21 protein-coding genes are annotated in these 25,559 nt (G+C 36.8%); 6 read left to right on the top strand and 15 right to left on the bottom strand.

The genetic code is table 11. The features are described from left to right. Positions 1 to 105 precede the first annotated feature (105 nt). From KKI44_RS20525 to dinB, 4 genes are all read right to left on the bottom strand, one after another. A complete protein-coding gene (locus KKI44_RS20525; RefSeq protein WP_002981422.1) occupies positions 106 to 795 on the bottom strand; it encodes an O-methyltransferase in 690 nt (229 codons plus the stop codon). 235 nt (positions 796 to 1,030) lie between these two features. Beyond that, positions 1,031 to 1,483, bottom strand: coding sequence for a PA2169 family four-helix-bundle protein (locus KKI44_RS20520; protein WP_002981425.1), 453 nt, complete (start codon positions 1,481 to 1,483; stop codon positions 1,031 to 1,033). A 65-nt stretch (positions 1,484 to 1,548) separates the two neighbouring features. Beyond that, positions 1,549 to 4,593: a DNA polymerase III subunit alpha gene (locus KKI44_RS20515; protein WP_214588924.1), complete on the bottom strand. Its 3,045-nt coding sequence runs from the start codon at positions 4,591 to 4,593 to the stop codon at positions 1,549 to 1,551. Between the two features lie 11 nt (positions 4,594 to 4,604). After that, positions 4,605 to 5,753 carry a DNA polymerase IV gene (gene dinB / locus KKI44_RS20510; protein WP_214588923.1) on the bottom strand — a complete coding sequence of 383 codons (1,149 nt, stop codon included), beginning with the start codon at positions 5,751 to 5,753 and terminating at the stop codon, positions 4,605 to 4,607. 79 nt (positions 5,754 to 5,832) lie between these two features. Between dinB and KKI44_RS20505 the strand changes: the two genes are divergently transcribed. Next, positions 5,833 to 6,612 carry an XRE family transcriptional regulator gene (locus KKI44_RS20505; RefSeq protein WP_250902109.1) on the top strand — a complete coding sequence of 260 codons (780 nt, stop codon included), beginning with the start codon at positions 5,833 to 5,835 and terminating at the stop codon, positions 6,610 to 6,612. A 49-nt stretch (positions 6,613 to 6,661) separates the two neighbouring features. Here KKI44_RS20505 and KKI44_RS20500 read toward each other — a convergent pair whose 3' ends face one another. From KKI44_RS20500 to KKI44_RS20470, 7 genes are all read right to left on the bottom strand, one after another. Then, positions 6,662 to 7,687: a tetratricopeptide repeat protein gene (locus KKI44_RS20500; RefSeq protein WP_214588921.1), complete on the bottom strand. Its 1,026-nt coding sequence runs from the start codon at positions 7,685 to 7,687 to the stop codon at positions 6,662 to 6,664. 27 nt (positions 7,688 to 7,714) lie between these two features. Beyond that, a complete protein-coding gene (locus tag KKI44_RS20495; protein WP_126358699.1) occupies positions 7,715 to 8,035 on the bottom strand; it encodes a hypothetical protein in 321 nt (106 codons plus the stop codon). 280 nt (positions 8,036 to 8,315) lie between these two features. Next, positions 8,316 to 8,825 carry a hypothetical protein gene (locus tag KKI44_RS20490; RefSeq protein WP_002981436.1) on the bottom strand — a complete coding sequence of 170 codons (510 nt, stop codon included), beginning with the start codon at positions 8,823 to 8,825 and terminating at the stop codon, positions 8,316 to 8,318. 63 nt (positions 8,826 to 8,888) lie between these two features. Further along, positions 8,889 to 9,866 (bottom strand): hypothetical protein, encoded by a 978-nt coding sequence (locus tag KKI44_RS20485; protein WP_214588920.1) that lies wholly within the window; start codon positions 9,864 to 9,866, stop codon positions 8,889 to 8,891. Between the two features lie 10 nt (positions 9,867 to 9,876). Beyond that, complete coding sequence (locus KKI44_RS20480; protein WP_002981440.1) at positions 9,877 to 10,233, bottom strand: hypothetical protein; 357 nt, start codon at positions 10,231 to 10,233, stop codon at positions 9,877 to 9,879. A 23-nt stretch (positions 10,234 to 10,256) separates the two neighbouring features. After that, positions 10,257 to 11,348: a putative toxin gene (locus KKI44_RS20475; RefSeq protein ID WP_250902108.1), complete on the bottom strand. Its 1,092-nt coding sequence runs from the start codon at positions 11,346 to 11,348 to the stop codon at positions 10,257 to 10,259. Positions 11,349 to 11,376: 28 nt separating this feature from the next. Further along, positions 11,377 to 12,774 (bottom strand): hypothetical protein, encoded by a 1,398-nt coding sequence (locus KKI44_RS20470; protein ID WP_214588918.1) that lies wholly within the window; start codon positions 12,772 to 12,774, stop codon positions 11,377 to 11,379. Between the two features lie 625 nt (positions 12,775 to 13,399). On the opposite strand from KKI44_RS20470, the gene KKI44_RS20465 reads away from it, so the two are divergent. From KKI44_RS20465 to KKI44_RS20445, 5 genes are all read left to right on the top strand, one after another. Then, positions 13,400 to 13,924 (top strand): sigma-70 family RNA polymerase sigma factor, encoded by a 525-nt coding sequence (locus tag KKI44_RS20465; protein WP_002981445.1) that lies wholly within the window; start codon positions 13,400 to 13,402, stop codon positions 13,922 to 13,924. Between the two features lie 94 nt (positions 13,925 to 14,018). Continuing rightward, positions 14,019 to 14,915 (top strand): FecR family protein, encoded by an 897-nt coding sequence (locus KKI44_RS20460; RefSeq protein ID WP_214588917.1) that lies wholly within the window; start codon positions 14,019 to 14,021, stop codon positions 14,913 to 14,915. Positions 14,916 to 15,072: 157 nt separating this feature from the next. Then, a complete protein-coding gene (locus KKI44_RS20455) occupies positions 15,073 to 18,165 on the top strand; it encodes a SusC/RagA family TonB-linked outer membrane protein (protein WP_250902107.1) in 3,093 nt (1,030 codons plus the stop codon). Between the two features lie 11 nt (positions 18,166 to 18,176). Next, entirely contained in the window at positions 18,177 to 19,538 is a 1,362-nt protein-coding gene (locus KKI44_RS20450; RefSeq protein ID WP_214588915.1) for a RagB/SusD family nutrient uptake outer membrane protein, read from the top strand. Between the two features lie 2 nt (positions 19,539 to 19,540). Beyond that, entirely contained in the window at positions 19,541 to 22,048 is a 2,508-nt protein-coding gene (locus tag KKI44_RS20445) for an alpha/beta hydrolase family protein (protein ID WP_214588914.1), read from the top strand. A 13-nt stretch (positions 22,049 to 22,061) separates the two neighbouring features. On the opposite strand, the gene KKI44_RS22875 is transcribed toward KKI44_RS20445, so the two are convergent. The 4 genes from KKI44_RS22875 to KKI44_RS20430 all read right to left on the bottom strand — a co-directional run bounded on the left by KKI44_RS22875 (position 22,062) and on the right by KKI44_RS20430 (position 25,557). Beyond that, positions 22,062 to 22,277: a hypothetical protein gene (locus tag KKI44_RS22875; protein WP_164720349.1), complete on the bottom strand. Its 216-nt coding sequence runs from the start codon at positions 22,275 to 22,277 to the stop codon at positions 22,062 to 22,064. A 91-nt stretch (positions 22,278 to 22,368) separates the two neighbouring features. After that, positions 22,369 to 23,901 (bottom strand): MauE/DoxX family redox-associated membrane protein, encoded by a 1,533-nt coding sequence (locus tag KKI44_RS20440; RefSeq protein WP_250902106.1) that lies wholly within the window; start codon positions 23,899 to 23,901, stop codon positions 22,369 to 22,371. Positions 23,902 to 24,037: 136 nt separating this feature from the next. Further along, on the bottom strand, positions 24,038 to 24,796 hold the full coding sequence (locus KKI44_RS20435; protein WP_214588912.1) for a helix-turn-helix domain-containing protein: 759 nt from the start codon (positions 24,794 to 24,796) through the stop codon (positions 24,038 to 24,040). 284 nt (positions 24,797 to 25,080) lie between these two features. Then, positions 25,081 to 25,557: a DUF3872 domain-containing protein gene (locus KKI44_RS20430; RefSeq protein WP_214588911.1), complete on the bottom strand. Its 477-nt coding sequence runs from the start codon at positions 25,555 to 25,557 to the stop codon at positions 25,081 to 25,083. Between the last annotated feature and the right edge of the window lie 2 nt (positions 25,558 to 25,559).

Raw genomic sequence — 25,559 nt, 5'->3', positions numbered from 1 at the left:
TATGTCTCGGACTGACAGACAAAGTGAAAAAAATAGACTAATCTCACGACTAGTCTACAATATACTATTAAGATGGTTAGTTAACTCTTAACCAATATACGAAATTTAAAGCTTAATCGTAAATTCCATCGCTTTTTTTGGATATACGGTTGTAGAAAGATATCCATTTGCAGGATTGCGTACATACTCAAAATAGTCTTTCATGGAAGGTTGAAATCCCTGAACATCATCCACAAGGATCACGGCGCCCTTTTTCAATTTCGGCTCGATCAGCTTGAATACCGCATATACCATGTCCGGCCATCCATCAAGAAGAACAAAATCCCATTCCACATCCAGATCCTTTAAAGTCTGCATCGCATCCCCTTCCAAAATCTCTACATGCTCATGGACACCTGCTTCAATGAGGTTTTGCCGGGCAATTTTAACCTTATGGGGTAAGTACTCCGTTGAAATAACTCTACCTCCGTTGTCCTTCGCGGCTTTTGCAAGATAAATCGTAGAAATTCCAAAAGATGTTCCAAATTCCAGGATATTTTGCGCATTTAGTGCCCTCGCCTGCATATAGATAAAGGTACCTTGATACGGTAATATCGGTATATATTTATCCTCATAAAAGCTTTCATTTTCCGTTTTCCAGTCTATACCCCTGCCAAAGAACTTAAATGCTTTGGGCATGAAATGAAAAACCATAGACCAGCCCTGCTTGAGAGCTTCTTTATACAGCCTAGCCAATGTATTTTCAGCTCTGCTATCGTGTAGAACTTCAAAAAGTTCTGGGGTTACTTTGGGCATATCACTTCCTTAAATTAAGTTATTAAGAATTATTCTAAATAATAAAAGTAAGAAATATAATGCAGATAGTACTTATATATCCCTAAAAAGTCCTTTTAATCCGCTTACATCATCATTTGGGCCTGAATCTCTAATACATACAATTATTTTCTGTATAATCTCCTAAAAAAAAAAAGCTGTGTTAATAAATCAACACAGCTTTTCAACCATTTTCTATACAATCTAATCCTTATTTTTATTTGCTCAAATCTCTGAGAGCTTTGACCGCATCATGGCTCGCTTGGATACCATCCTGTTGTTTTAATAAAACTTCACGGACATCTTCTCCGAGCTCATTTTCCTGCAGTGCGTCTTTGTATGCCTTTTTAATCGCATCTTCCCCACGTTCACATTCTTCCAGAATACTGTGACGGTCACTACCGCCAAAAGTTGCCTTTATATCGATCCAAGCGCGATGTAATGTTCCAAGGACCGTATTCCCGTCTTCTGGAACTTCACCCTTGCTTCCCACAAGTCCGGCAAGCTCTGTAATATTGCTTCGGCTTTGTGAGGCGAATTTTTCAAAGGCAGCTTTAAGATCTATGTTTTCGGCATTAATATCCCTGATAGCTTTTTCAAAGCCTTCAGCTCTATCGTTGTTGATCTCTATTAAATCATTTAAGACTTCTACAATTTTGTGATTTTCCATTTCCTATCTGTTTTTCTAAATAACCGATCCCCGGAACAATTTGTTTAAAATTTCTTCAAAAGAATCTAAAAACGTTTTCGGGGAAGTCCTATTTCATGCTCCTGCGGATAAGGGGCCCTGAAAGTCATACTTACATCTTCCCGAATCCGCTGTTGCGCTTCATATTTCTTCTCTTCATCATGGGAATACCGGGGGTCAGGTATAAATGGCATCTTGGCCATTTTGGTGATCGTAATTGTCGGAAAATGGAAATCAACTTCAACAATCCCCAATAGAAGATAGCATCCCCCACCCTGAAATGGATATTTTTCAAGGCAGTCAGCAAAATGAGCTGTATCAAAATAGTTTCCCTGAACATCTATCCAGGTACCAAAGTACATTGTTCCCTTTTTTGTAGGAACATGTTTCCTTGAAATCAAGTAGGCAAGCATCTTCACCTGCTTTTTGTGATGTTCTGTAAGATCTTTGGCCATAACAGTTCCCCTGTACTTCGTCTGAAGTAGATCGAAAGGTGTACAGGATACCGGAAAACTTAAAATCTCGATTTCATCGAAAGCATCCTCAAACACATTTCTTTTTAACTCCGGAAATTTGTATTCCTTGATCGGTTCTTCAAAAAGAGTCTGAAATCTTTTCTCTGGTTTAAAATCCCCCAGTAGAATGCGCGCTTTGAGCAATAGTTCATTCTTTGGAACACCTGAAAAACGGAATGCTCCAATAAAGATCAACGTCTGCAAAGTCTCAATACCAATTGGAACTCTCTTGATAAAATCTTCCATTGACCTATACTCCCCATTTGCCTTTCTTTCCTTTGGTATCAGCTGAGCAAGTTTCGATTCAACTTTTTCAAGCAGCATCAGTCCCAGATATATTTCCTCTCCATAAATCGTTGTTTCGTACTCGCTTTTATTGACACATGGATTCAATATAACACCCCCTGACATCCTTGCCTCGTGTACATAGACCTCTGTCCTATAGAAACCGCCCATATTATTTATTGCCGAAACCATAAACTCCAATGGATAATAAACTTTCAGGTACAGCGATTGATAACTCTCTACCGCATAGGACGCTGAGTGGGCTTTACAAAACGAATACCCCGCAAACGATTCTATCTGTCTATAAATTTCCCTGCTCAGCTCCTCTGGATGCCCTTGTTTTCTGCAAGATGCAAAAAAATCGTCCTTAACTTTTTGAAGTGCACTTAAAGACCTACCTTTTCCGCTCATAGCTCTTCTCAGGATATCGCCATCGGCAGCAGACACCCCGCCATAATGAAGCGCAATCTTGATCACGTCTTCCTGGTATACCATGATGCCGTAAGTATCTCCTAGCTGCTTCTCAAATACAGGATGGAAATACTCAAACTTGTCAGGATTGTTATGTCTAAAAATATACTCGTGCATCATTCCCGATTGGGCAACACCAGGACGAATAATGGAAGAGGCAGCTACCAAAACTTTATAGTTATTACATTTCAATCTGCGCAATAATCCACGCATCGCAGGAGATTCAATATAGAAGCAACCTATTGTCCGCCCCTGGCTCAAATATTCATTACATTTTACTTCATCTTTGGAAATAGTGGTATCCTTAATATTTACCTTAATTCCCCTCTTCTCTTCTAAAAGCCTGACTGTATCGTTAATGGTACCTAGCCCTCTTTGAGATAAGATATCAAACTTTTCAAATCCGATCTCCTCGGCGACGTGCATATCCCACTGCACGATAGGAAACCCTTTGGGAGGCATTTCAAGGGCCGTAAAGTTTGTGAGTGGTTCCTCGGAAATAATAATTCCACAGGAATGCATTGACCTCTGGTTCGGGAATTTCTCCAGCAGTTTACCATACTTCTGCACCTGCTTCACAATATCATCCCGAAAAACTCTTTCAGGATTTTTACTAAGCTCATCCAGCTCTTCTTTTGGAAGTCCAAATGCTTTACCAACTTCCCGAATGATCGAACGGTATTTGAATTCGACATTGGTTCCGCAAAAAGCAACATACTCCTTACCATAACGGTTAAAAATATAATCAAGGATGATATCACGCTCCTGCCAGCTCCAGTCAATGTCAAAGTCAGGCGGACTTTTCCGATTAAGATTCAGAAATCGTTCAAAATACAGATCCAGCTCTATGGGGCATATATCGGTAATTCCCAAGCAGTACGCAACAATAGAGTTCGCTCCACTCCCACGCCCAACATGCATAAAGCCCATACTGTTGCTATATCGGATGATATCCCAAGTGATAAGAAAGTACCCACTAAAGTTTAGTTCATCAATTACCTTTAGTTCCTTTTCGATTCGCTGAGTTGCTACCTCGTGATTTCTACCGTACCGTCTTTCCAATCCTGCATAAGCTAAACGGGTCAGAAGTTTAAGGTCATCGGCCTTTGTACCTGTATAATGTTTTCTATTTCTGGGTGTGGAAAACGCAAATTCAAAGCTGCATTTTGAAAGTAATTTTTGCGTATTCTCAATAATTTCGGGATAGTGACGATAAATTCTACGTATTGAATCCACAGAACGAAAATATTCTGATTTCCTGCACACTTCTCTTTCTGCAAGCTTGGAAAGCAAGGTATTGTTATCAATGGCGCGTAAAATCCGATGTAGGTTATATTCTTTTTTTGTGCTGAAAGTAATGGGACAAAGAATAACCATTTTAGATAACAGCTTTTTATATTCCGGTCTTATCAACAGATTGAGTTCATCCTCGTAGATTCCTACATATTCATTTTCTTGGAGGTTGTCCGGCATATTGCTCAGTGGATATAGGATAAAGTTGTAGGCTAATTCCGGTTGCAATGGTAAATCAATCTTATCGCAATTATAAGAAGTCAGCATTTTGTTTACTTCGGCAAGCCCACTAAACTCTTTTGCAATGGCGATATAATATAATTCACTACCGTTGCGCACCTCAACACCAACAATCGGGCGGATATTATTTTCTTCGCATTTCTTTTTAAATTCATAAACTCCGGTCACCGTATTAATATCTGTCAGAACAAGTTCCTTTATCCCCAGTGCTAAAGCCTGAGAAATAAGGTCGTCTATGGATAACGTGCCATAACGAAGACTATGATATGAGTGACAATTTAAAAACATACTTGTACATGCTAACGTGAAAAATTGAACCCAACAGCCCGTCCAACCGCATCTTTACCAAAACGGTTCTTGATATTATCCATCGCCTGGTATAAGCTGATAAGCTCCGCATTATCTTCAAAAAGATTCATCTGATAACTCCCGTGAACAAGGTCCGTAAATCGCAAACCAACCAAACGGAGCCGCATACGTCTTGTATAAATCTTATCAAATAGTTCCAGTGCAACTCTCGCTAAGGTGTGGTCAGATGATGTATAACTCACCCTGCATTGTTTGGATTCGGTGTCAAAGTTTGAGTATCTGATCTTGATCACCACGGTTGAGGTCAGCCATTTCTCTTGCCTGAGCTGATGGGCAAGCTGCTCCGCCATTCCTGATATCAGACCTTTTACCTCATAGGTATCCATTGTATCGCTGCTAAATGTCCTTTCCTTCGAAATGGATTTCCTTTCAGAATATGGAATGACAGGAGTTTCATCAATACCGTTTGCTTTCTTCCATAAGTCTGTACCATTTTTGCCGATCATCTGCTGCAGGATCTCTACAGGCATTTCCGAAAGTGTGCCTATGGTTCTAATTCCGACCCTCGAAAACAATTGAAAAGTCGCATTCCCCACCATCGGCATTTTTTTTATTGATAGCGGATTTAGAAAAGATTGTACACCTAAAGATGGTATTTCCCGATGTCCGTGAGGCTTTGATTCGCCGGTTCCTATTTTGCTTACGGTTTTGTTGGTCGATAAAGCATAACTTATCGGTAAACCTGTTTCCTTTTCGATCTTTGCCCCAAGCTCATTTGTCCACTTGTAAGCGCCGAAAAACTTATCCATTCCGGTCAGATCGAGATAAAATTCATCGATTGAAGCCTTTTCCATCACAGGCGCACTTTCCTCTATAACCTCAGTAACCGTATGGGACATTCTGGAATATAGTTCCATATCCCCTTTGACAACCTTCGCCTGTGGGCAAAGGCGGAGCGCCATTTTCATGGGCATTGCTGATCTCACACCAAAAGTTCGTGCCTCATAGCTACATGAAGAAACTACACCTCTGTCCCCACCACCAATGATCAGGGGAATTCCGTTTAAACCGGAATTAACCAATCTCTCACAGGACACGAAAAACGTATCCAGATCCAAATGTACAATCGACCGTTCCATTTTTTTACTAAATTATTTAGCAAAGTTGATAAGATTATTCACAAATTACAGTACATTTGTTGTGAAAAATATTCACAAAATGTCAACACTCTCAATTTTAGCTGATAACATCAGGTATTTAAGACTACAGCAAATTCCTGAAATTTCGCAACAGCAGATCGCGGATAGACTGGTTTTGACAAGGGTATCTTATGCAAAATATGAGACAGCAAAGGCTTCACCCCCGTTAGATGTTTTATTGGCGATTTCCAGATATTACCATATCAGCACAGATTTATTGCTCACTGTCGATTTAAGAAAATATAAACTGCAGGAGATGTTAAATCTCCCTGATAATAGGATCTTGCTTCCTATAAAAACGGATTCAGTTGGGGAGAACAAAATAGAAATAATACCTTATAAAGCATCAATGGGATACTTATCAGGCTATGCCGATCCTGAATATATAGAGAATTTACAAACAATGTCCCTACCCTTTCTCCATAACGGAAAATACAGGGCATTTCCCGTAGAAGGTGATTCGATGCCACCTTATAAGGATGGAACATACGTTGTAGGAAAATACATAGAAAACATTAAGGATATTAAAATTGGTAAAACCCATGTACTAATAACTAGATCAGGATTTACTTTCAAACGTATTGAAAAGATAAACCATAATTCTATCACCGTCGGAGCGGACAATACATTTTATGATAGTTATGATATTCCATTTAGTGATCTTTGGGAAGCCTGGCAATATGCTGGCAGTTTCTCCAGTAAAGAACTGGAAATAATTGATTTTGCAAATGAGGACATAAAATCGATGCTCATAAAGTTGATGCAGGAAGTTCGTGAACTTAAAAACAAAGTTAGCTAAAAACAATGTTTTAGCTAACTTTTTCACAAACCATCAATCACACAAAAATTTAATTTTTCAACCTAATATCCTCGTATTTTTTTCTTTCCGTTTTCAAAGAAACGAGCCACTCCAAATACATCCCTTCCGGCATATTTCTATACCCTATCTTATGGATATGATTGTATTCTTTATTTAATGAGGCCAGAAGCTCTTTTGATTTCGGATCAGAACGTTCCACTTTCTGATATTGTTCTTTGTGGGTTTCAGCCCGTAAAATTAACGCTGTTACTAAATTAGGACTGATCTGCAGAGCCCTTTCAGCACACTTGATTGCAAAGGTTCCGTCATTATCCGGAAAAGAACGCTTATAGGCATTTGCCAGATCAACAAGACATAACCCAAGGCTCTCGCGATTGTCAAGTGCTTTCATATAAACTCCATTTTCAATAGCATTTAAATGGATAAATCCCGAAGCCATCAACCAGGCATCCTGTGGAAAGATGCCACTTGTTAACTCTGTATTATACCAACCGATGGATTTTATATTGTGTTTAATATAAATATGGTTCGGAGCCAATGCAAGATTCGCTTCAACACCTAATTCCTCTGCAAGAATTTTATATAAGTAAGGTAACGAATTACAGTTTCCTTTCTGCGTAGTAACCAGTTTTGAAACAAAAAGACTTGTCAGATCTTTGTGCCCGAAAACGTCTTGAAAATCATAAGAGAATGGTTTATAACGAACAGTATCTTGGTTGATTAAAATAGGTGTCTCCTCACAGATAACTGAAAAGATTGCTGCATATTTACTAACGGTCTCCTTATCTCTTTCATTATAGGTAAGATCACGATTGCGAACGATTGTCTTACAAAAGTTGCCCATAAATTTAATTTTTCTGTCAACTTCAACCGTATCTAGCTTTCCCTGATAATATGCATTTTCTACACTCAGTACAGCAGTCTTAAAACTATATTTCTGTTTATCGTTCAGCATATTATCAATAGTCAGATATGCTTCATTATAAAATCGATTTTCCTGTGACTTGACAAAACCGGCAACCAAGAAAAATAAAAAGATATAAAAGTGTTTCATAATTTTGATGCCCAAAAAAGAGCAGATTTAAAAATTTGGATCATCTAAATGATCGATGATATCTATTGCAAGTATGTCATCTGGCTTTCGATCATACTGAGAAAGGTAATAATCTATCAAAAAGCCTAAATCTTTAAGTGAACAAAGGCGTTCGTAGGTCATTTCACCATCTTTAACTATATTTCCCATTCCCCTTTTTGACTTGAAGAACCTGTATATTGTATCAACTCCCACCGAGAACTCTCCATATAGGATTATTTTCTCATAATCTATATCGCTGAATTCTTCACCGAGTAAATCATTAATTGTATTTCTTCTGATCGCTTTAATAATTTCAACTAATTTCATGACTATCTGCATTTTAATTTTTAGTCCACTAGATTCAAATAAAAGTAAAATTCCAATTTGTGCTTGGAATCTTTCACAATCCCATTTTTATACAGATCATTCACTGCTTTAGCATATAATTCTTTGATAGCAATCTCATTATCAGATTTTGCCGTTACAATAACATTATAATCTACAACTTTAGATGAATCAACATTTGGTTTATCACTTTTCTTATTACAGGGTAAGAATTGTAAGAATTATAAGAGCACTCGTAACTTTATTCATATTACACCGTTTTTTATTCAAAACCCGGATAAATAAAATTATAATGGCCAGTCTTTATTCTATCAACTATTGCGAAAGGGGGGATGACAACTCCTATTTCCGCGTTTCGATTTTCGCCTTCCAGTTTACCTACTTTTGTGAAACTCTCATCATTAATTTTCCATACAAACCAATTAACGGAAACTTTTATTGGTTCTTCTCCAACTTTTTTACCATAATCATTTGTGTCGCGGAATAATACATCGTTTAAAGCTGGGTAAACAATGCTTTTTCCTCCCTGTTTAAATAAATCTTGTTTTACTCCGATGTTGATCATAGTATGCGCATGAAAGTCAATATCACCCGCTAACAGTTCGGAAAAAACAGGAATTTCATCAGCTGGATATTCTCTTTTAAATGATCTAATGACATCGCTGTTTAATTGGTTAAGGTCATTAGCAACGTATTGAAAATATTTTTTATTTCCATTGTCCAATGTCACTGAGAATATATCTCCAATCTCTGTTTTTACTCTTTTAGCCATTAATAATAGCGGTATTGTCAATGTTATTTTGAAAACCTAACAATATCAATTTTTGAGAATTATTTATTTTAAACTATCTTTTATCCATTGCGCAGATTTCAAAAATCTTTTTGCAGTATCATCGCTCCATTGTACCCCATATTCAAACTTATGATTTATACAATTTTCATTTTTCAAAACTGTCTTAGCAAGTTGTAAAAGTTTGGAACTACCGACTCTCATGCTTAGTTCATCTAACTTTGTTAACCAACTCGATGTAGTTTTGGCACCTCTCGATGTATCAAAGAAATGAATTAGCTGAACTTTAATTTCAAAGTCTTTCCATAGATCTGCTGATATTGCAAAATTCAGAACGTCACTAATAATTTTATAACAGCATTGGTTATTTTCCACTTTATAATTTTTCAGATAATCCATTAATCCAGTGTCGTTTGCTGTTACTAATTTTAAAATCTTTTTAAAACAGATTACATCATGGTGAAAAGTTTTCTGATTTAGAATATCCAATATATTTTTCGAAGTTGATAGCTTAACTTCCACAGTAGCTTTTCTGAAAATACTTCGGGATTGTTCAATTTTTATAATGTCTTCCAAAAAGTTGCTATTCGGCGAAACAAAATAGTTATGCTTAAGATAAACCGTAATATGAAAATAATCTTCCGGTGAATAAGTAATCATCTTGTCCTTCACAAAACTTGGGATAATATTTCCGAGCAAAGCTCCCAATCTGGCGACGTATAAAGACCTTAAAAAAGCTCCATGAAATTCATTATTATAATGCAACAGTTTTGGCAGGATGTACTTATAGCTATTCTTTTCAATTTCTGATGAGATCAGTTCCTGGAAGTTAATCTCCAAATCCTTTTCTGCTTTCAATTGGTCTTCCCTATCATTAGTTAATTCTTGATGATACAGAAGTAATTGGTCAAACCAATCTTGAATTTTAAAAAAATCGCTTTCAGAAATATTTAATGCTTCGGCTAAAGCTTTAGATTCCTTCAGGTCATCATTTTTAAATTTTAAATATGGATTGTCCGTCATAAATCTGAATTTAGATCATTTCCCCAAATTTCACTTTTTTACCATCGATAGTATAGGGATATATTTGCTGAAATCTGCTTTCAGGTGAAAGTATTAAATCCACAACCAATACATCCTTACCTTGATATTTTCCGTCCTGAGCAATAGCATAAACCCGAACATCCCCATCTTTTAAATCATCATATGCTCCAGCCAACAAAATATCATACATTTCTTTTGAATCAGTTGATTCCGAATAAGCAGAGATATAAGCTAGGTCACCATTTGCTCTGACATAGGTAGCATAAGGGGCAAATTCTCCGCTTTCTGATAAAAATTTTTCTGCTTGCTCCTTAATAGCGCTAAGCAATATTTGAACATTTGTCATCTTTAAATATAATAAAATTGGAATTATGTGCAACCTGGTACACCAGCACAAGGATCTTTAGGTTTTGGCACAGGAATTAGTTTTGGGGCCGGAGCAGGTGTAACTCTAAGGTTATCAATTTTAGGCTTTGCCGGAGGCGTATATCGTTGAATATTAATGCCGGAATTTTTAAGGGGTTCGCTTAATTTTGCAGATTCATTAATTTTCAAAATTGCTTCCTGCCCACTTGCTTTTGAAATTTCCTGCTGACCCCTAAGCTGTTTGGTAAAAGATTGTTTGGCAACGTGCTTTATTTCCACTGTTCCTCCCTCTTCTGTCATTGCGTCTGGAATAGTTTTTCCTGTCTTTCCAGTCTTAGGATCGGTGTATTCATAGGTTTTGGTATTTTTCTCTTTTCCCATTTCGGCAAGCTGTTTTTCTTCAACATATCTACCAAAATTGAAATGTTCTTGCTGAGCTTTTGTTACGGCTTCACTTTGCTTGGTTCCGACTTCACCAGTCTTCGTAACTGTTTCAATTAAGTTTGGTTTTATTGAAGATTCTTCAAATAATGGCATTAGACGAAACCACCAACAACATTCGGTAGCGTCTTCTGGTGCTAAACCTGTGGGATCTTTAAATCTTACAGGGTTATTGAACGACATGCTATAGGGACTCCAACTTGGAAATTCCTCACTTAAAGGATCTGGACTGATCCACCTGCCGTGTGTATCTCCGATCGGTTGTGCGTCCGGATCATCAAGGTCTATTTCAATAAAATTAACGATTTCACCTTTTTTCACATTAAACCTTACCGATCCGATTGTGACTATGCTATCCTGATCGTGGAATTCCAGATACTTTCCTTTGCTTAACGTGGCTACTTTCGGATAGTACCCGTACTTTTTGAATGGGTTTCCCGCCTCAATGTTTTTTCGCCTCCTCTCAGCTTCCGTAGGGCTTAAGCTATCCCTGGTCTTTAAAACCTCATCCATGTAGGGACGAGAACGTTCTTCCTTTGTCAGTCTGACAGGATTTACCCATTCCTTTTTGTTGCTTATCTTTTTGTTTTGTTTTACCTGTCCCTGGCTAAAGCCAATAAAAAACAGTAAAACAAAAAATAAAATCTTTCTCATTATTGTAGTTGTATTTTGAATTATCTGGTTATAAAAATTCCTTTGGAATTGCATATACTTTTGGACTTTCCTTCTTAGGGACGATAGGTTTTATTTTTTTTGCAGCTTCCCTTTGTTTTTGTGCATTCAATATCCTCAAACGTTCTGCAATCTCCTCACTCTTTTGCTTATTCTCCGTCGTTTTTAGAGAACCCAGCCATTGTTCATATTGTTCCGCAGGCATTTGGGCAAAACCTGACTGGTCTATGTAATCAAATCCAGCCTTTATTTCCAGAAATTGGTTTTCCAGCAGAGGATAATTCCTGATCTTTTGCAACTGTTCCTTATTTTCAGGGTCAATATTAACGCGGTTACAGGCCTGCATAAAACGCATCTGATCGGTGTTGCTTTTCCATAATGTCGCATTTATATTATTTGGATTGAGCTCCAGTGCTTTTCCTAAAACTTTTGCAACAAACTCATCATAGCCAAACTTATGGATATATCCACTGGCAAGGTCAACATAAGTCTGTGAGAGGACTTCTCTCTTTGATAGGTTCTGCATATAAAGCTTGTTCTTTAGAGCTTCAGCTTTAATATATCCGGAATTCAACACAAAAGAGTTTGCAGAAAACATTCCATTGGTAAGCTCAACACTAAGAACTTCGCCGTCCCCATCTTTAAAGCGTATATAAGAATGATTGGGTGACACAACAAGAAAGGCCTCTGCACCAATCTGTTCTGCTAACATCAAATACAAAAGTGGCATGGAATGACACTGCCCAGTATTTGTTGTCATCAATTTGGAAACAAACATCTTACTGTAATCCTTGGCACCCATATAGTCTTCAAAGTCATATTTGATTGCCTTATGGATAACTTTTCCATTCTGCTTTGTATCCTGCGCAAAGTATTTGAATATTGCAAGATTCTTGGCCACATTATCAGAATCATCTATTGCACTCCTTTTCATCTGTTGCCTGATCATGTTAGTAGCTTTCTGAATCTGCGTTTGATATGCTGACTGAAAATTACGGTCATTGTTGTTGTATGCATTTTCAACCAGAAAAACAGCGTCTGTAATGGAGTAGCTTTCAGGGTCGAACTTCATTAAGTTATCAAAAGCCCTGTAATAGGAATCCGTTCCTTTTCTATCGGATAAAGAAGTAAGCATATAATTTTTCACATACGATTCTTCCCTGATCATTGCCATTTGACGATCTACCTCTTTATTGATCTCATCCTGATCATCTCGGGGTGTAACCTTTTTATAATAATTTGAAGTCGCATTAATATTTGGAGAGTTTGGTCTATGGCTGGGTTGATTATTCAGACTTTCAGGTACACTGTAAAGATTGGAAACACCTGGTCTTTGCGGCAGATTTGGAATCTGTCCATATATGTAATGATAGCATAAAAACAAGCTAAATAATAATATTTGTCTCATCTCACAGGTGTGTTTTTCAAGGTTAATTTTGGCTTCGCAATATATTTTATTTTTAATAGTCTGGCTTCCGTATTTTCACGGAAATTTGAATTAAATTCTCAGGCCAGGTATTTATTATCAATGATTTAAAAGCGAAACTAAACTGTCAAAACGTCAAAACCTGTCGTGTAATAGTCTAAATTATTACGGGTTTGCACTAAAGTATTCTTGGGTAAATACAAAAGGCATGGAACAAGGTGCTATTGCTAGAGAAGGTACTGCGAAGAACCCAAAACCAAAATAGACGACCTAGCCCATGCCCATATTTTGAGACACAGGCGTAAGTCTGTCAATATTTTTGGTTTTTTTAGAAGTTCGCAGTTTCTCTCAGCCAAATTTGACAGCTTACGCTTTTTTTTCCGATAAAATTAGGGTGCTAATATATAAATATTTTTACAAAAGAAAATTATTATCACTAAAATATGATATATAATTTAAAATTGAATTATAATCGGTATATACTACTATTTAGTATAACATCCTTTAATTTTTATACCATAAACATACAAATATATTGCTAAAATAAACATTTTTAATAAAATATACTTAAATTTGTGTACTGCGAATTATCCTAAATAAACCAAAAATGCCATTATTCTCAAGCAATAAGAATAGTTACGATGTTATGTTTCAGAAAATTTATGAGACATATTGGAACCGTATGTTCGCGATGGTCTCCCGAAAAGTGAAAGATCGTGATGATGTCTTCGATATATTACAGAATATTTTTTTCCATTTATGGAATTATCGAAAATCATTATCAGAACAGAATGCGGAAAGCGTCATTATAAAAACCTGCATTCAGGAAATTTCAAATTTCTCCGTACAACAGAAAAAAATTCCTTACACAATAGAAGTCGCTGACCTTCATTTATCCGATGATTCATCTGACCGATTACAGGCAATTCTTGAAGAAGAAAAAGAGCTTGAACTTTTAAGGATAAATATTGAACTGCTACCTGCAACACGAAAGAAAATATTCACCATGAATAAATTTGAGGGCATGACACAGGAAACAATTGCCAATAATCTCAATCTATCATCCAAAGCTGTAAAAAAACAGATCTCAAAAGCAATGCTTTTCTTGCGTGAACACCAAAATCATAGTTAAATTGCGTTAAAACTTCTTAATTTTAGTTAAAATTCAATTTTTAGGGGGGGCTATTGCAGCTACTGTCAGGTATACATAATAAAGCCCTTTTATTATGGACAAGAGAAAACAGCCCGATCAGCTTTCTTTTGATGAAGCAAAAGAATTATGGAATGAGCTCGGAAATAAAACAGACGCCGAGCTGGAAACTCCGACAGAGCAGGAAAAAAGAGAGTTCCATCAAAAACTTTACGCCAGAATAGAAGCTCACCAAGCAAAAAAAAGAAGGATAAAAACTCTTCGATATACTTCCCTGATGGTTGCTGTCGTACTGTTGTTAATCGGTAGCGTAATTTCATACCGCTCTTTGTACCTTCCAGATGTTTATCAGGCTGATCAGCATGTTTTGACATTTACCCTAAAAGAGGGTTCCAGCGTAACGCTGTCCAAAGGCGCAAAATTGACCGTTGAAAAGTCCTTTCCAGCTGATACAAGAGAAGTAATCCTTGAAGGTGACGCAGTTTTTAATGTGACCAAATCAAAAATACATCCCTTCATCGTTCACGCAGGATCTTACCAAACCAAGGTTTTGGGTACAATTTTTAAAATCACACAGGACCATCAACGGTTTAACGTAGATCTTTACGAGGGCAAAGTTCAGGTTATAAAAGCGGAAAAACCGACAGAAACCTTTGTAATTAAACCCAAACAGACATTTTCCAACTTCGGCTCAAAGGATGTTGCAACCATTGTTGCCACCAAAACTACTGATACAACGCTAAAGAACAATACAGCGACAATCTCGTTTACGGATTTAAAGCTTATGGATGCCATAAAAATTTTAGAAGATACCTACGGCGTAAAAATTCAGTACCCTTCTACCGCTTCAAATTCAAAACTTAGTGCTACAAAAGAAAAAGCCACTGCAGCGGATATGATAAGACTGATCTCCCTAAAGCTAAACCTAAATTCAAAAAAAATAAATGATAAAACATTTCAATTGGAAGAATAGACTTTGGTTAGTCCATACTTCTGCACTGATCCCCTACTCCTAAAACAAACTGACCTGGATGAATAAAATAAAAAAGACCGACGGGTGCAACCGTCGGCCGCGTATTCAACCAATAACTGTTCGATCCATTATTAATTATAAATACTATGCAAAAATAATGAAAAAAGTTTGCAGCGCAGTACTATTGATCCTAATACTATCAATAACCTGCCAAGGGCTCTATGCTCAGGAAAAACTCTCAACAAAGAGGGTAAATTTTGAAACCGGAAAAACAACTGCTTCACAAGCAGTCGAAAAATTCCTCTCCGAAAATGTAAAAGATCATATCTATTCGAGTGATGATCTTAAGGGTTACACTGTTCAGTCCACCCAATGTAAAAACGAACAGGTATTAGACTGTCTGAATAAAATTTTGAAAGATATTCCAGTAGAAACTTTAATTGACAATAACAGTGTTATAATTAGACCAAAAAAAATCAAATCGAAAGCTTCTAACACAGAGTTATCTGCAATATCAATCGCAAAAAAGGATACCATAAGCGAATCATCTGATATTCATACCATTGATGAAATAACCCTTAACGCCGGATACTATAAGGTATCCGACAAAAAGCGAACGGGAAGTATTGCTAAAGTATCTGCAAAAGATATAGAAAATCAGCCTGTCACTAATGTATTATCCACAATACAAGGTCGCATGGCAGGTGTCAATGTAGCCCAAAACAGTGGTGTTCCCGGCGGAGGATTTGAAATTCAGATCAGGGGACAGAACAGTTTACGTACCGGATCTTTTACAACGCCTAATGGAAATATCCCTTTATATGTTGTTGACGGTGTACCCATCAGCGAGATTCCATCTTCCCAAATATCATCCGTAACCATGCCTAATGGAACTATAAACCCTTTAAACAGTATTAATCCCAACGATATTGAAAGCATAGAGGTTTTAAAGGATGCCGATGCCACTGCTATTTATGGTTCTAGGGGTTCGAACGGAGTAATATTGATAACAACAAAAAAAGGGAAGACAGGAAGAATACGTGTAAATCTTTCCTCAAATTATGGGATTAGTGAAGCAATATCTAATCTCAAGCTTCTAAATAAGGATCAATACCTACAAATGCGCAGGGACGCCTACGCAAACGATGGTATTTCAGCTTACCCTGCCAACGCATATGATATCAATGGCACTTGGGATCAGGAACATGAGACAGACTGGATAAAAACCCTGATCGGAAAAAAAGCAACGCTAAGTAATACCCAGCTTTCATTAAGCGGCGGTAATCAGACAACAAACTTTATGCTGAGCCTCGGACATAATGAACAGACTACTGTTTTTGGGCAGGGTTTTAAGTACAGCAGCAATACTTTTAATTCCAACATTTCACACCGTTCTGCTGACAATAAACTTTCCATCAGTGTTTCCAACATGTTTAGCCAACAGAAAAATAATCTGGTAAGAACGGACATGACAAGAAATGCATATATGTTAGCTCCTATTACACCTCAGCTTTACATGCAAGATGGCGGCCTAAACTGGCAGAACAATACTTTCACAAACCCATTGGCGGCGTATAATGCTTCTTATGATAACGACACAAAATTGTTCCAAACCAACTTGAATGCAGAGTATCGCATATTAAAGGATCTTAAGGTTAAATTGAATGCCGGACTTAATTATACGGCAGTCAATGAACTTTCACTGACACCAAATACCGTTTATAGCCCTTATTTAGCAACGGGTATGTCAAGTTCAAGCTCTCAGGCAGACAAAAAATCGCAGCAAATATTTTCCTTTATAGCAGAACCTCAATTAAATTGGTTAAAAAAATGGGGACGACACCAGCTGGATGCACTAATCGGTGGTAGCTTCCAAACAAGCAGAAGAAATGCAGATGAGAGGTTAGGAATAGGCTTTGAAAGCAATCAGTTCATTACAAATATTGGGGCTGCTAAGTCTGTCATGACCTTAGAAGATTCCAATGTTGAATATCGGTATGCGGCTTTATTTGGCAGACTCAATTACCAGTTTGAGAACAGGTATATTGTAAATTTAACTGGAAGAAGGGATGGGAGCAGTCGATTCGGGCCAAATAATCGTTTCGCAAATTTCGGGGCCGTAGGAGTAGCCTGGCTTTTCTCAAACGAAGCTTTTCTAAATGGTATTAATTGGTTAAGCTTTGGAAAACTCAGGGGAAGCTACGGTTCTTCAGGAAATGACAATATCGGTGATTTTCAGTATCTTGATAACTATACCGTCAACTCTACATTAATCTATAATAATGCTACTGGAGTTGCTCCTTCGCGTCTTTATAATCCAGATTATAGTTGGGAGATCACCCGTAAAATGGAAGCAGCGCTGGAACTGGGCCTTTTAAAAAACCGGCTAAATCTCACCACAGCATGGTACAGGAATCGATCTTCCAACCAATTGGTTGGATATCAGCTTTCAGCAGTTACGGGATTTAACAGTGTAATTGCAAACCTTGCAGCAACAATCGAAAATACAGGCTGGGAATTTGAGTTATCAGGGCGACCTATAGTTGGAAAGAACCTGCAATGGGAATCCGCCTTCAATATCAGCTTCCCGAGAAATAGATTAATCTCATTTCCAGGTTTAGCCGGATCAACTTATGCCAACCAATATATTATAGGACAACCAACAAATATTGTACGACTGTATCAATTACTTGGAGTTAATCCCCAAACGGGCCAATACCAGTTTACAGACTTTAATGGTGACGGGAAAATAACCACACCAGAAGACCGACAGGTTATTGAAGATATAAGTGTAAAATATTTTGGAGGTTGGACCAATACGTTACAATATAAAAACTGGGATCTTTCCTTTCTTTTCCAGTTTGTAAAAAAGAAAGCACGGAATTATATCGGTATAATGACCATGCCCGGAACAATGAATAACCAACCAGTACAGGTACTTGATGTCTGGTCACCCGAAAATCCAAATGGTACTTTCATGCCTTATAGTACTGTCAATACGAGTAGTCATAATCTACTTCGCTCAAGTACTGCGGCATATACTGACGCTTCCTTCATCCGTTTAAAAAATGTACAACTCGGATATAGAATTCCATTAAAAAGCGGACCTTTTAAAGATGTTAAGATTTACTTTCAGGGGCAGAATCTCTTCACATGGACGAAATTCTTCGGAGTTGATCCAGAATCTTCATCGCTAGGTTTTCTTCCACCATTAAGAACATATTCCTTTGGTATCCAATTTAACCTCTAAAATTTATAAAAATGAAAACTATACATTTTATTATATTAATTATTGTGAGCCTTGCAATTACTTCATGCGAAAAAATGATCGAAGTAGATATCCCCAATGATCAAATTGATAAGGAAACTGTCTTTAAGGACGTTCAAACTGCCAATGCAGCATTAGCTGCCCTCTATGCTGATGCCATGAAAAGTTCACCAATAGCAGGTGGAGATCTCGAAACCTATCTAAGCGCTTATACTGATGAATTGGATAACTTCACCACCGTCTCCTCAGACAGCAGGGATCTTTTCCTTAACCAACAGATAGATACCAATAGTATTGTATATAATGTCTGGGCAACGGCTTATAAACATATTTATTCTGCCAATTCTATTATGGAAGGGGTTACTGCTTCAACAGGAATTTCTGCATCAGACAAAAGATATCTGAGTGGGGAGGCATTGTTTGTAAGATCAATCATGTTGTTTTATCTCAGCCAGCTTTACGGTGACATCCCATACCCCGAATCAACTGATTACATGATCAATAATACCATAAATAAAACAAATTTTGCGCAAGTACTTTCAAATCTCGAAAAAGATCTGCTAAAAGTATCGTCTCTACTTGAAAATGACTATAGAAATTCAGAGCGTATTTATCCGAACAGGTTAGCAGCAAGATTGCTCCTGGCAAAAGTTTATATGGCAAAACAGGATTGGAATAAGACAGAAAACATATTGAAGGAAATTGCACAAAGTGGACTATATCAAATAGAGCCTGACATTACCAAAGTCTTTCAGAAAACTGGCAAACATATCATTTGGCAACTTAAACCAAACAATAATCTATCATTACCACAAGCTGGAATTTATTATTTTAATAATTCAGCACCTTCAAGCTATGCCCTAACAAATGCGCTGATCAATTCATTTTCAAATGACGATTTACGTAAACAGAAATGGATTGCACCTGTAGTCTTCAATGGAGTAACATACTATCGAGCGGAGAAATATAAAAACCGTGGAGGCAACAACCTAACAGAATACTCCATTATATTCAGATTGGAAGAAGTGTTTTTACTATTGGCAGAGGCGTTGACACAACAGGACAAGATTGTAGAAGCATTGCCTTATGTAAATGCGACAAGACAGCGTGCACAGCTAAATCTCCTGACATCATCCATTACAAAAAGTGCCCTACTGGATGAAATTCTGATAGAAAATAAAAGAGAATTTTTTACTGAGGTGGGACACAGATTCATCGACTTAAAAAGAATGGGAAAGCTTAATAACCTTCAAACAACAAAGCCCAACTGGAAGGACATACATAAACTATGGCCAATTCCCCAAAAAGAAATTCTACTAAACGATAATCTTAAACCACAAAATCCTGGGTATTGATAATGAAAAATATACTGCAATTAGTTTTGTTACTTGTAGGATATCTCGTGATATCTGCGCAAAAACAGCAAGACACCTTATCCAATTGGAGAGCAAAATTTGCTACTCTGTCAGATTTTGTAGTTCAATCAAAAAGTGCGAACTGGATTGGAATCAGAAAATTAAGCAAAAAGAACGGAGACAGTGTTTTTCTCGTTAATACGAAAGACCATGCACAAAAAGTATATAGGATAATGAATTCACAGATTACATTCCTAAATGATGAAGGCGTATTGGGAAGACAGGGAAATAAAGTTGTATTTCTCAATCTTATTACGGGTAAGTTACTAAACTTTGAGAATGTAATTGACTTTTATATCCTAGAACAACAAAATAGCTATGGATTGTTATTCAATGACCATCATCTCAGGTTCTATGATATTTCGGGAAAGCAGCTTCTTGAAATATCAAAAGTAGATAATCTTGCTGCCACCGATTCTAAAAACACAATATATTTAACCAAACAATATGATGGTAAATCCGAAATAATAGAAATAACGGGTTCATTGCATAAGGTTATTTACCAAACGGTTAATAAAATAAGGAAAATATCACTGGCCGAAACCCCAACACAACTTCTAATAACAGAGGCAACATCGGACAATGAACACGATAGGTTAACATTTTTGGAAACCGGATACTACAATAAGAAAATATTGAGACTAGATATACCAAAAAATGCAGTGATCAAGTTTTCTGCAATACAGGACGACAATTCTTATCTGATCAGCTCACGCGTTGCTGTTGAACAACACAGGGATTCTCTTGTGGAAATATGGCATGGAAACGACCCCTACATAAACGAACATTTTAAAATGTTTTCTAAACGAAGTTTTTGGATCTGGCACCCTAAAAGAAATAAACTGCAGAAAATCCCTGTACCCGATAATATTGAAATTAATTCGATCAACAATGACCGCTATTTCTTGACCTATGCTCCACGAAAGGGACACAATTTCATTACCAGTGAACCGGAACTAAATGCCGCCCAGATTTACGACCTAAAATTAAATTCTTATACTGATATTGGAGATATTAAGCTGGTACGGAAAATGGGAAGAGAATGGCCGCAACTACTTAACCATTCAGTCTACGTATCTTCTGACGGCAAATGGTTTTTAGCCAGCCACGATGGCATAAAATGGTCGTTATATAACTCAAATGGAGAAAAAGAAACCGTAATTGAAAAGACGGGGTTGGAACAGCCCGTGTTCTCACAGAAATCAGATCATATTTATTTTGAAAGCCCTGATGATCTGTGGGACTTTAACATACATCATAAAAAATTAACAGCGTTGGAGATCGGTGTGGGAAAAATGATAAAAATCAAAAATTATAACCTTGAAAGTGATGGTTATACGGCTGTTTCTTTTTTATCTAAAGACAAATTTTTAGCAGAAATATACGATAGGGAAGAAAACGTAATATCATATTACCTCTTACAAAGGGCGAAAGGTTACGAGACAATATCCCCGACAAAAAATAGAATTCATAAGCTGATTTATAATTCCGCAATGACATCCTTTTATACCTTGGAAGAGAATTTTAATCTTCCACCAACACTGTTTTCCTATAAAACCAAAAATCAGAAGACCTTGCTTTTTGATGGTGATATTAAAGACAATGGAGCAAAAAAAATAAAGCAGGAGATTTATAGGTATTCTGCCGTAGGAAAGAACCTAAGCGGTATCCTGTTTTATCCATCCAACTTTGACCCGAAAAAGAAATACCCGATGATAGTTCGCATTTACGATATCCAAAGACATCTTTCAAATTCTTATCTTTCACCAAACAGGACATTTCCTGAAGGCTTACAATTCAGGACATTATTGGAACAGGGATATTTTGTTTTTTTACCTGACACAACGGTGGGGGAAAAAGGCCCAGGTTTATCAGCACTGGAATGTGTTAACAATGCTTTGGATGTGGTGCTGAAAAATCCTTACATTGACCAAAAAAAGATAGGTCTATGTGGGCAGTCCTATGGCGGTTATAAAACGGATTTCATCGCCACTAAATCGAACCGTTTTGCCGCTTATATATCCGGTGCAGGTATAAGTGATATTATTAACAATTTTTATTCATATAGTACTGACTGGAATAAACCGCTATATTTCATATACAATACCGTATATCAGATGGGAACAACCCCAGCCGATGATAAGGAAAGATATCTGGCTAATAATCCTATCCTTAGTGTTAAAAACGTAAATGCTCCTATACTTTTATGGGCAGGTAAAAAGGACGGGAATGTTCCCTGGACACAAGCGATGGAATTCTATACAGGTCTTCGACGTTATAAAAAAGATGTAATTGCCTTGTTCTACCAGAACGGCGGACACTCTTTTATAAATGACACTCCCGAACAGAGAGATTTGAGTGAAAAAGTAATGGACTGGTGGGATTACTTCCTGAAAGGTAGAGATGATATCGATTGGATCAATAAACAAATGAAAAAGGATGCCCTATAGGCATCCTTCTTTTTTACTGGATACTTCTACTGAGTTCTTGAGAACAGGTAGTTTCATCAGAACTACGAAACTTGTACAGCTGAGAAGACGAATCCTCATTCCAGGTACAAACTTCACCAGGTTGCTCATTACATTCCTGTTGAACGACATCACAATGGCTTCCGTTGATACGGTAGGTTGGCATTGCGGTCTTCATTGTACTGCTAGCATAAGCACCCCCTAGTCCCATTGCTACAATAAGACCAGGTAATAACAATTTTTTCATGCTATCATAATTTAATTGGTTACTGCCTAATCTATTCAGGGTTTTCGGCAATTCCCTATATATCCCTATCCGCCAGTGCCTCCTTGAACCACTGGTTTCGTTGAATGTTAAATTTAAAAGCTCCGTCTCTAATCCTATAACGCTGTAGCTCGTTACCGATAAGTACATATAAATAATGTCCGTCACAGATCATAGATGACATAGATTTACCTTCTCTATTGCGTATATAAAAACTTCCGATATAATGTTGCTCGTCTGTACTGTAAACATCAATAATAGATGAATTCTTCCATGAACTTGATGGTTCATGCTTCCCTTTAAGATTAGAACGGTTAAAGATTAAGCCACCGTATAGCGCAAAACTTTTGTTTACACTCACCGATGGAGCATTCATCTTGTTGCGTCCATCGGAAAGTCTGATTACTGAGATATTAGCTCGGCTTGTTGTATCAATAGTGTTAAACCTATTTTTAACGCTTAAATCGCCATCCATCACAATGAACTGGTTCCGATAAAAGTAAGTGTAAACAATTTTATCATTTACAGGATCGTAATTCAATGACCCATCCACATCAAAGACACCATCTATCTGCTTTTTTAAAATTTCAGTCTTAAGAGATAACTTTGGATCTCCATTAAGGTCAAGAGAGGCAAAAGTATACTGATTGTCAGAACGTTTTTGCGTACGAATTCCGAACTTCATCGAATCTAGTACAATTAGCTGATTGAAATATGCATCACCATTGCTTATAGTATTTGCTGTTGAATCGCCCAGTTTACCTCTATAGATAACCGGAACATTTCCATCAAACAAATAATAATAAGGATACTTGACCTTAAGCTGCACATTTCTAAAGGTATGATCTAAATTATCCAAAGTAATCTTTGTACGGCGCATAGCAGCAAACCCGCTATCGATCTCAGTGATAAATAATGGTGTCGTCAAATTGCCAAGATAAATTTTACCATTTGTGATCCCCGCAAAATAATAGGAGTTAACGCCAAGATTATAAACCTTATCTTCAAAAATTGGATGCTGCAAAAAACGACGTGTAAAGTTATTTTCCTTTTTAATAATATTTTCCGAGGAAAGAAACATCATAACGACAACAAGACAACTGACAATTACTGTTCCTGCCGAAAAGGATAATATTCTGGTAATCCTTGTTTCCCTGTTTCTCTCCAATAGGAAAATTGCAACAGCAGTTAATATAACAACGCAAATATTAAAGATCAGATGCTCTGTCCATCCCATTTTTTCTAGAATTCCCCCGCAGCTGCAGGGGACAAATTCACTATAAGTAAGGATAATATAAATGTAAATTGTAAAAGCGGCCATTAAGCCGAGCGATAGATACAGTCCCAATAAACGAGTATTTTGCAAACAGAGCAAAATCGCTACAATGAATTCAATGGTTATGATGCTATAAGAGACTACACCGGCATACGCACTTAATAAAGGGGATTGAGCAAGCTGCACCTGAAAATTCTCAAAGTCGAGTAACTTACTTCCAGCAGCATATACAAAAAGTAAGGCCAAAAGAATGCTGACCGTTTTTACAAAATATTTTTTTACGAAGCCTATCATAATCATTGGCATTGATTATGACAAATTTCGCTATTAGGGTAAAATTATATATTGACAATATTAACAATTATATACCAATATGTAATAAACTTATACCAATATGCAACAAAAGTATGTACAATAGTAACTTAAAATATTATAAATTAGCTAATCGAGGAATTGTTGTCAAACCAATTCCGTGACGAATGAAAGCCTTGTACATATTCTGATAGTCAAGAAATCTATTTTTGAATGCAACCTGCTTTAAGCTCATCTTCGTGAAAACAATATCCTGAACAGCCTCTATCATCTTCTTTTTTAACCAGAAGCTATAAAAGGAATCCCCAAAACATACTTTGCAGTCCCGTTGGAAATGATTGTAATTATATCCTTTTTTTTCTATAAATGTTCTCAATGTCTGCTTTTCATCAGAAATATAAGAATCAAGTAAGTCCTTAACATAGGTTACCTCAGATGGGATATTTTTTATTTCGCTTTTAGGTAGACATAGATCAACTATATGCAAAAAGCTTCTCTTAATATTCTCTATCCGGTATAAACCTACTACTAAATGCATATTATCCTTATCTGTATATCTCGTTTGAACTGGTATTACATCTTTAAACAGCAGTTTTTTGTGACTAAGGGCGCGCAAGATTTCGTTTACTGGCCGCTCATATATATTAGGCTCTGTAAAATTATAATAACCCAAATGATTTGTAATAGAAGCTTCGTTCGATATAAAATTTAGTTTTTTTAAAAAGGAGAAATAAAAATCGGTAACCACTTTGAAACGATTGGAAATTTCATGTAGGTCTGAGAAAAATCCAGCAGATTTTACGAAATTAAGATCGCAAAATATAGATAGGTTTTGCTCCGCCATAGCGTCCAATAATGAAACAATATAAAAATTCATCACAATCTATAAGTTGACATCAAAATTAGACCGATCTCAGGGATAGCAAAAATAAGTTTCCGTATAGTGTAATTTATGGTCTATAGTTTATATAAATCTAACATTTTTACCCTAATAAAGAAATATTTCCATGTAAAAAAATCATCTCACTTTCTCGCGCATACATTTACTAATTAATTGTAACAAAAAAGGACAGCCACTGGCTGTCCTAATGAGCATGCTCTCACTCTGGTAGTGTAAGGCCTTCGCCCTATTTTTACTGTAATACTTTTATAAATATAATATTATCTAACCGGACCGATAATGATCGGACCCAATTTTTTGTTGTTAAATTGAAAAGAAATTTGCTTTTCATTACCAAAACTGTCTACTATCCACACATCAAATTGTTGTGAAACTAAAGATTGTGAGGTATAATACAAGCGAAATTCTTTCTCGGCCAAGGGATAAAGATCGTTCGGTAAATAAGGTTTATAACCTGAATAATTTAAAATGCCCTGTCCATCGTTCTGAAAATAACGTATCCGGTAGGTATTACCTGTATAATTTCCGTTTGAAATGATAGAAAATCTGATCTCAACAGTTTCACCCATTCCAATTTCCTTTGGTACTGGCATCACCTTCACCTCAAAAGGGAAAACTTCCTGTACATCCAAAACCTCTTTAGCACATCCTGAAAGTAACGTAATTCCTAGCATAGCAATAAAGCCTAGAAAAAGCGATCCTATCGACATTTTCCACTTATTAATTAAATTTTTCATTC

This window comes from Chryseobacterium sp. ZHDP1, assembly GCF_018603435.1.
GTDB classification, from domain to species: domain Bacteria; phylum Bacteroidota; class Bacteroidia; order Flavobacteriales; family Weeksellaceae; genus Chryseobacterium; species Chryseobacterium indicum.
The sequence above is the reverse complement of the archived record's forward strand: the minus strand, read 5'-3'. Positions and strand labels throughout refer to the sequence as shown.

Bases quoted from the DNA above. Each gene is read 5' to 3' on its own strand.
- KKI44_RS20525 (WP_002981422.1), bottom strand. From the start codon at position 795: ATGCCCAAAGTAACCCCAGAACTTTTTGAAGTTCTACACGATAGCAGA.
- KKI44_RS20520 (WP_002981425.1), bottom strand. From the start codon at position 1,483: ATGGAAAATCACAAAATTGTAGAAGTCTTAAATGATTTAATAGAGATC.
- KKI44_RS20515 (WP_214588924.1), bottom strand. From the start codon at position 4,593: ATGTTTTTAAATTGTCACTCATATCATAGTCTTCGTTATGGCACGTTA.
- dinB (WP_214588923.1), bottom strand. From the start codon at position 5,753: ATGGAACGGTCGATTGTACATTTGGATCTGGATACGTTTTTCGTGTCC.
- KKI44_RS20505 (WP_250902109.1), top strand. From the start codon at position 5,833: ATGTCAACACTCTCAATTTTAGCTGATAACATCAGGTATTTAAGACTA.
- KKI44_RS20500 (WP_214588921.1), bottom strand. From the start codon at position 7,687: ATGAAACACTTTTATATCTTTTTATTTTTCTTGGTTGCCGGTTTTGTC.
- KKI44_RS20495 (WP_126358699.1), bottom strand. From the start codon at position 8,035: ATGAAATTAGTTGAAATTATTAAAGCGATCAGAAGAAATACAATTAAT.
- KKI44_RS20490 (WP_002981436.1), bottom strand. From the start codon at position 8,825: ATGGCTAAAAGAGTAAAAACAGAGATTGGAGATATATTCTCAGTGACA.
- KKI44_RS20485 (WP_214588920.1), bottom strand. From the start codon at position 9,866: ATGACGGACAATCCATATTTAAAATTTAAAAATGATGACCTGAAGGAA.
- KKI44_RS20480 (WP_002981440.1), bottom strand. From the start codon at position 10,233: ATGACAAATGTTCAAATATTGCTTAGCGCTATTAAGGAGCAAGCAGAA.
- KKI44_RS20475 (WP_250902108.1), bottom strand. From the start codon at position 11,348: ATGAGAAAGATTTTATTTTTTGTTTTACTGTTTTTTATTGGCTTTAGC.
- KKI44_RS20470 (WP_214588918.1), bottom strand. From the start codon at position 12,774: ATGAGACAAATATTATTATTTAGCTTGTTTTTATGCTATCATTACATA.
- KKI44_RS20465 (WP_002981445.1), top strand. From the start codon at position 13,400: ATGCCATTATTCTCAAGCAATAAGAATAGTTACGATGTTATGTTTCAG.
- KKI44_RS20460 (WP_214588917.1), top strand. From the start codon at position 14,019: ATGGACAAGAGAAAACAGCCCGATCAGCTTTCTTTTGATGAAGCAAAA.
- KKI44_RS20455 (WP_250902107.1), top strand. From the start codon at position 15,073: ATGAAAAAAGTTTGCAGCGCAGTACTATTGATCCTAATACTATCAATA.
- KKI44_RS20450 (WP_214588915.1), top strand. From the start codon at position 18,177: ATGAAAACTATACATTTTATTATATTAATTATTGTGAGCCTTGCAATT.
- KKI44_RS20445 (WP_214588914.1), top strand. From the start codon at position 19,541: ATGAAAAATATACTGCAATTAGTTTTGTTACTTGTAGGATATCTCGTG.
- KKI44_RS22875 (WP_164720349.1), bottom strand. From the start codon at position 22,277: ATGGGACTAGGGGGTGCTTATGCTAGCAGTACAATGAAGACCGCAATG.
- KKI44_RS20440 (WP_250902106.1), bottom strand. From the start codon at position 23,901: ATGATAGGCTTCGTAAAAAAATATTTTGTAAAAACGGTCAGCATTCTT.
- KKI44_RS20435 (WP_214588912.1), bottom strand. From the start codon at position 24,796: ATGAATTTTTATATTGTTTCATTATTGGACGCTATGGCGGAGCAAAAC.
- KKI44_RS20430 (WP_214588911.1), bottom strand. From the start codon at position 25,557: ATGAAAAATTTAATTAATAAGTGGAAAATGTCGATAGGATCGCTTTTT.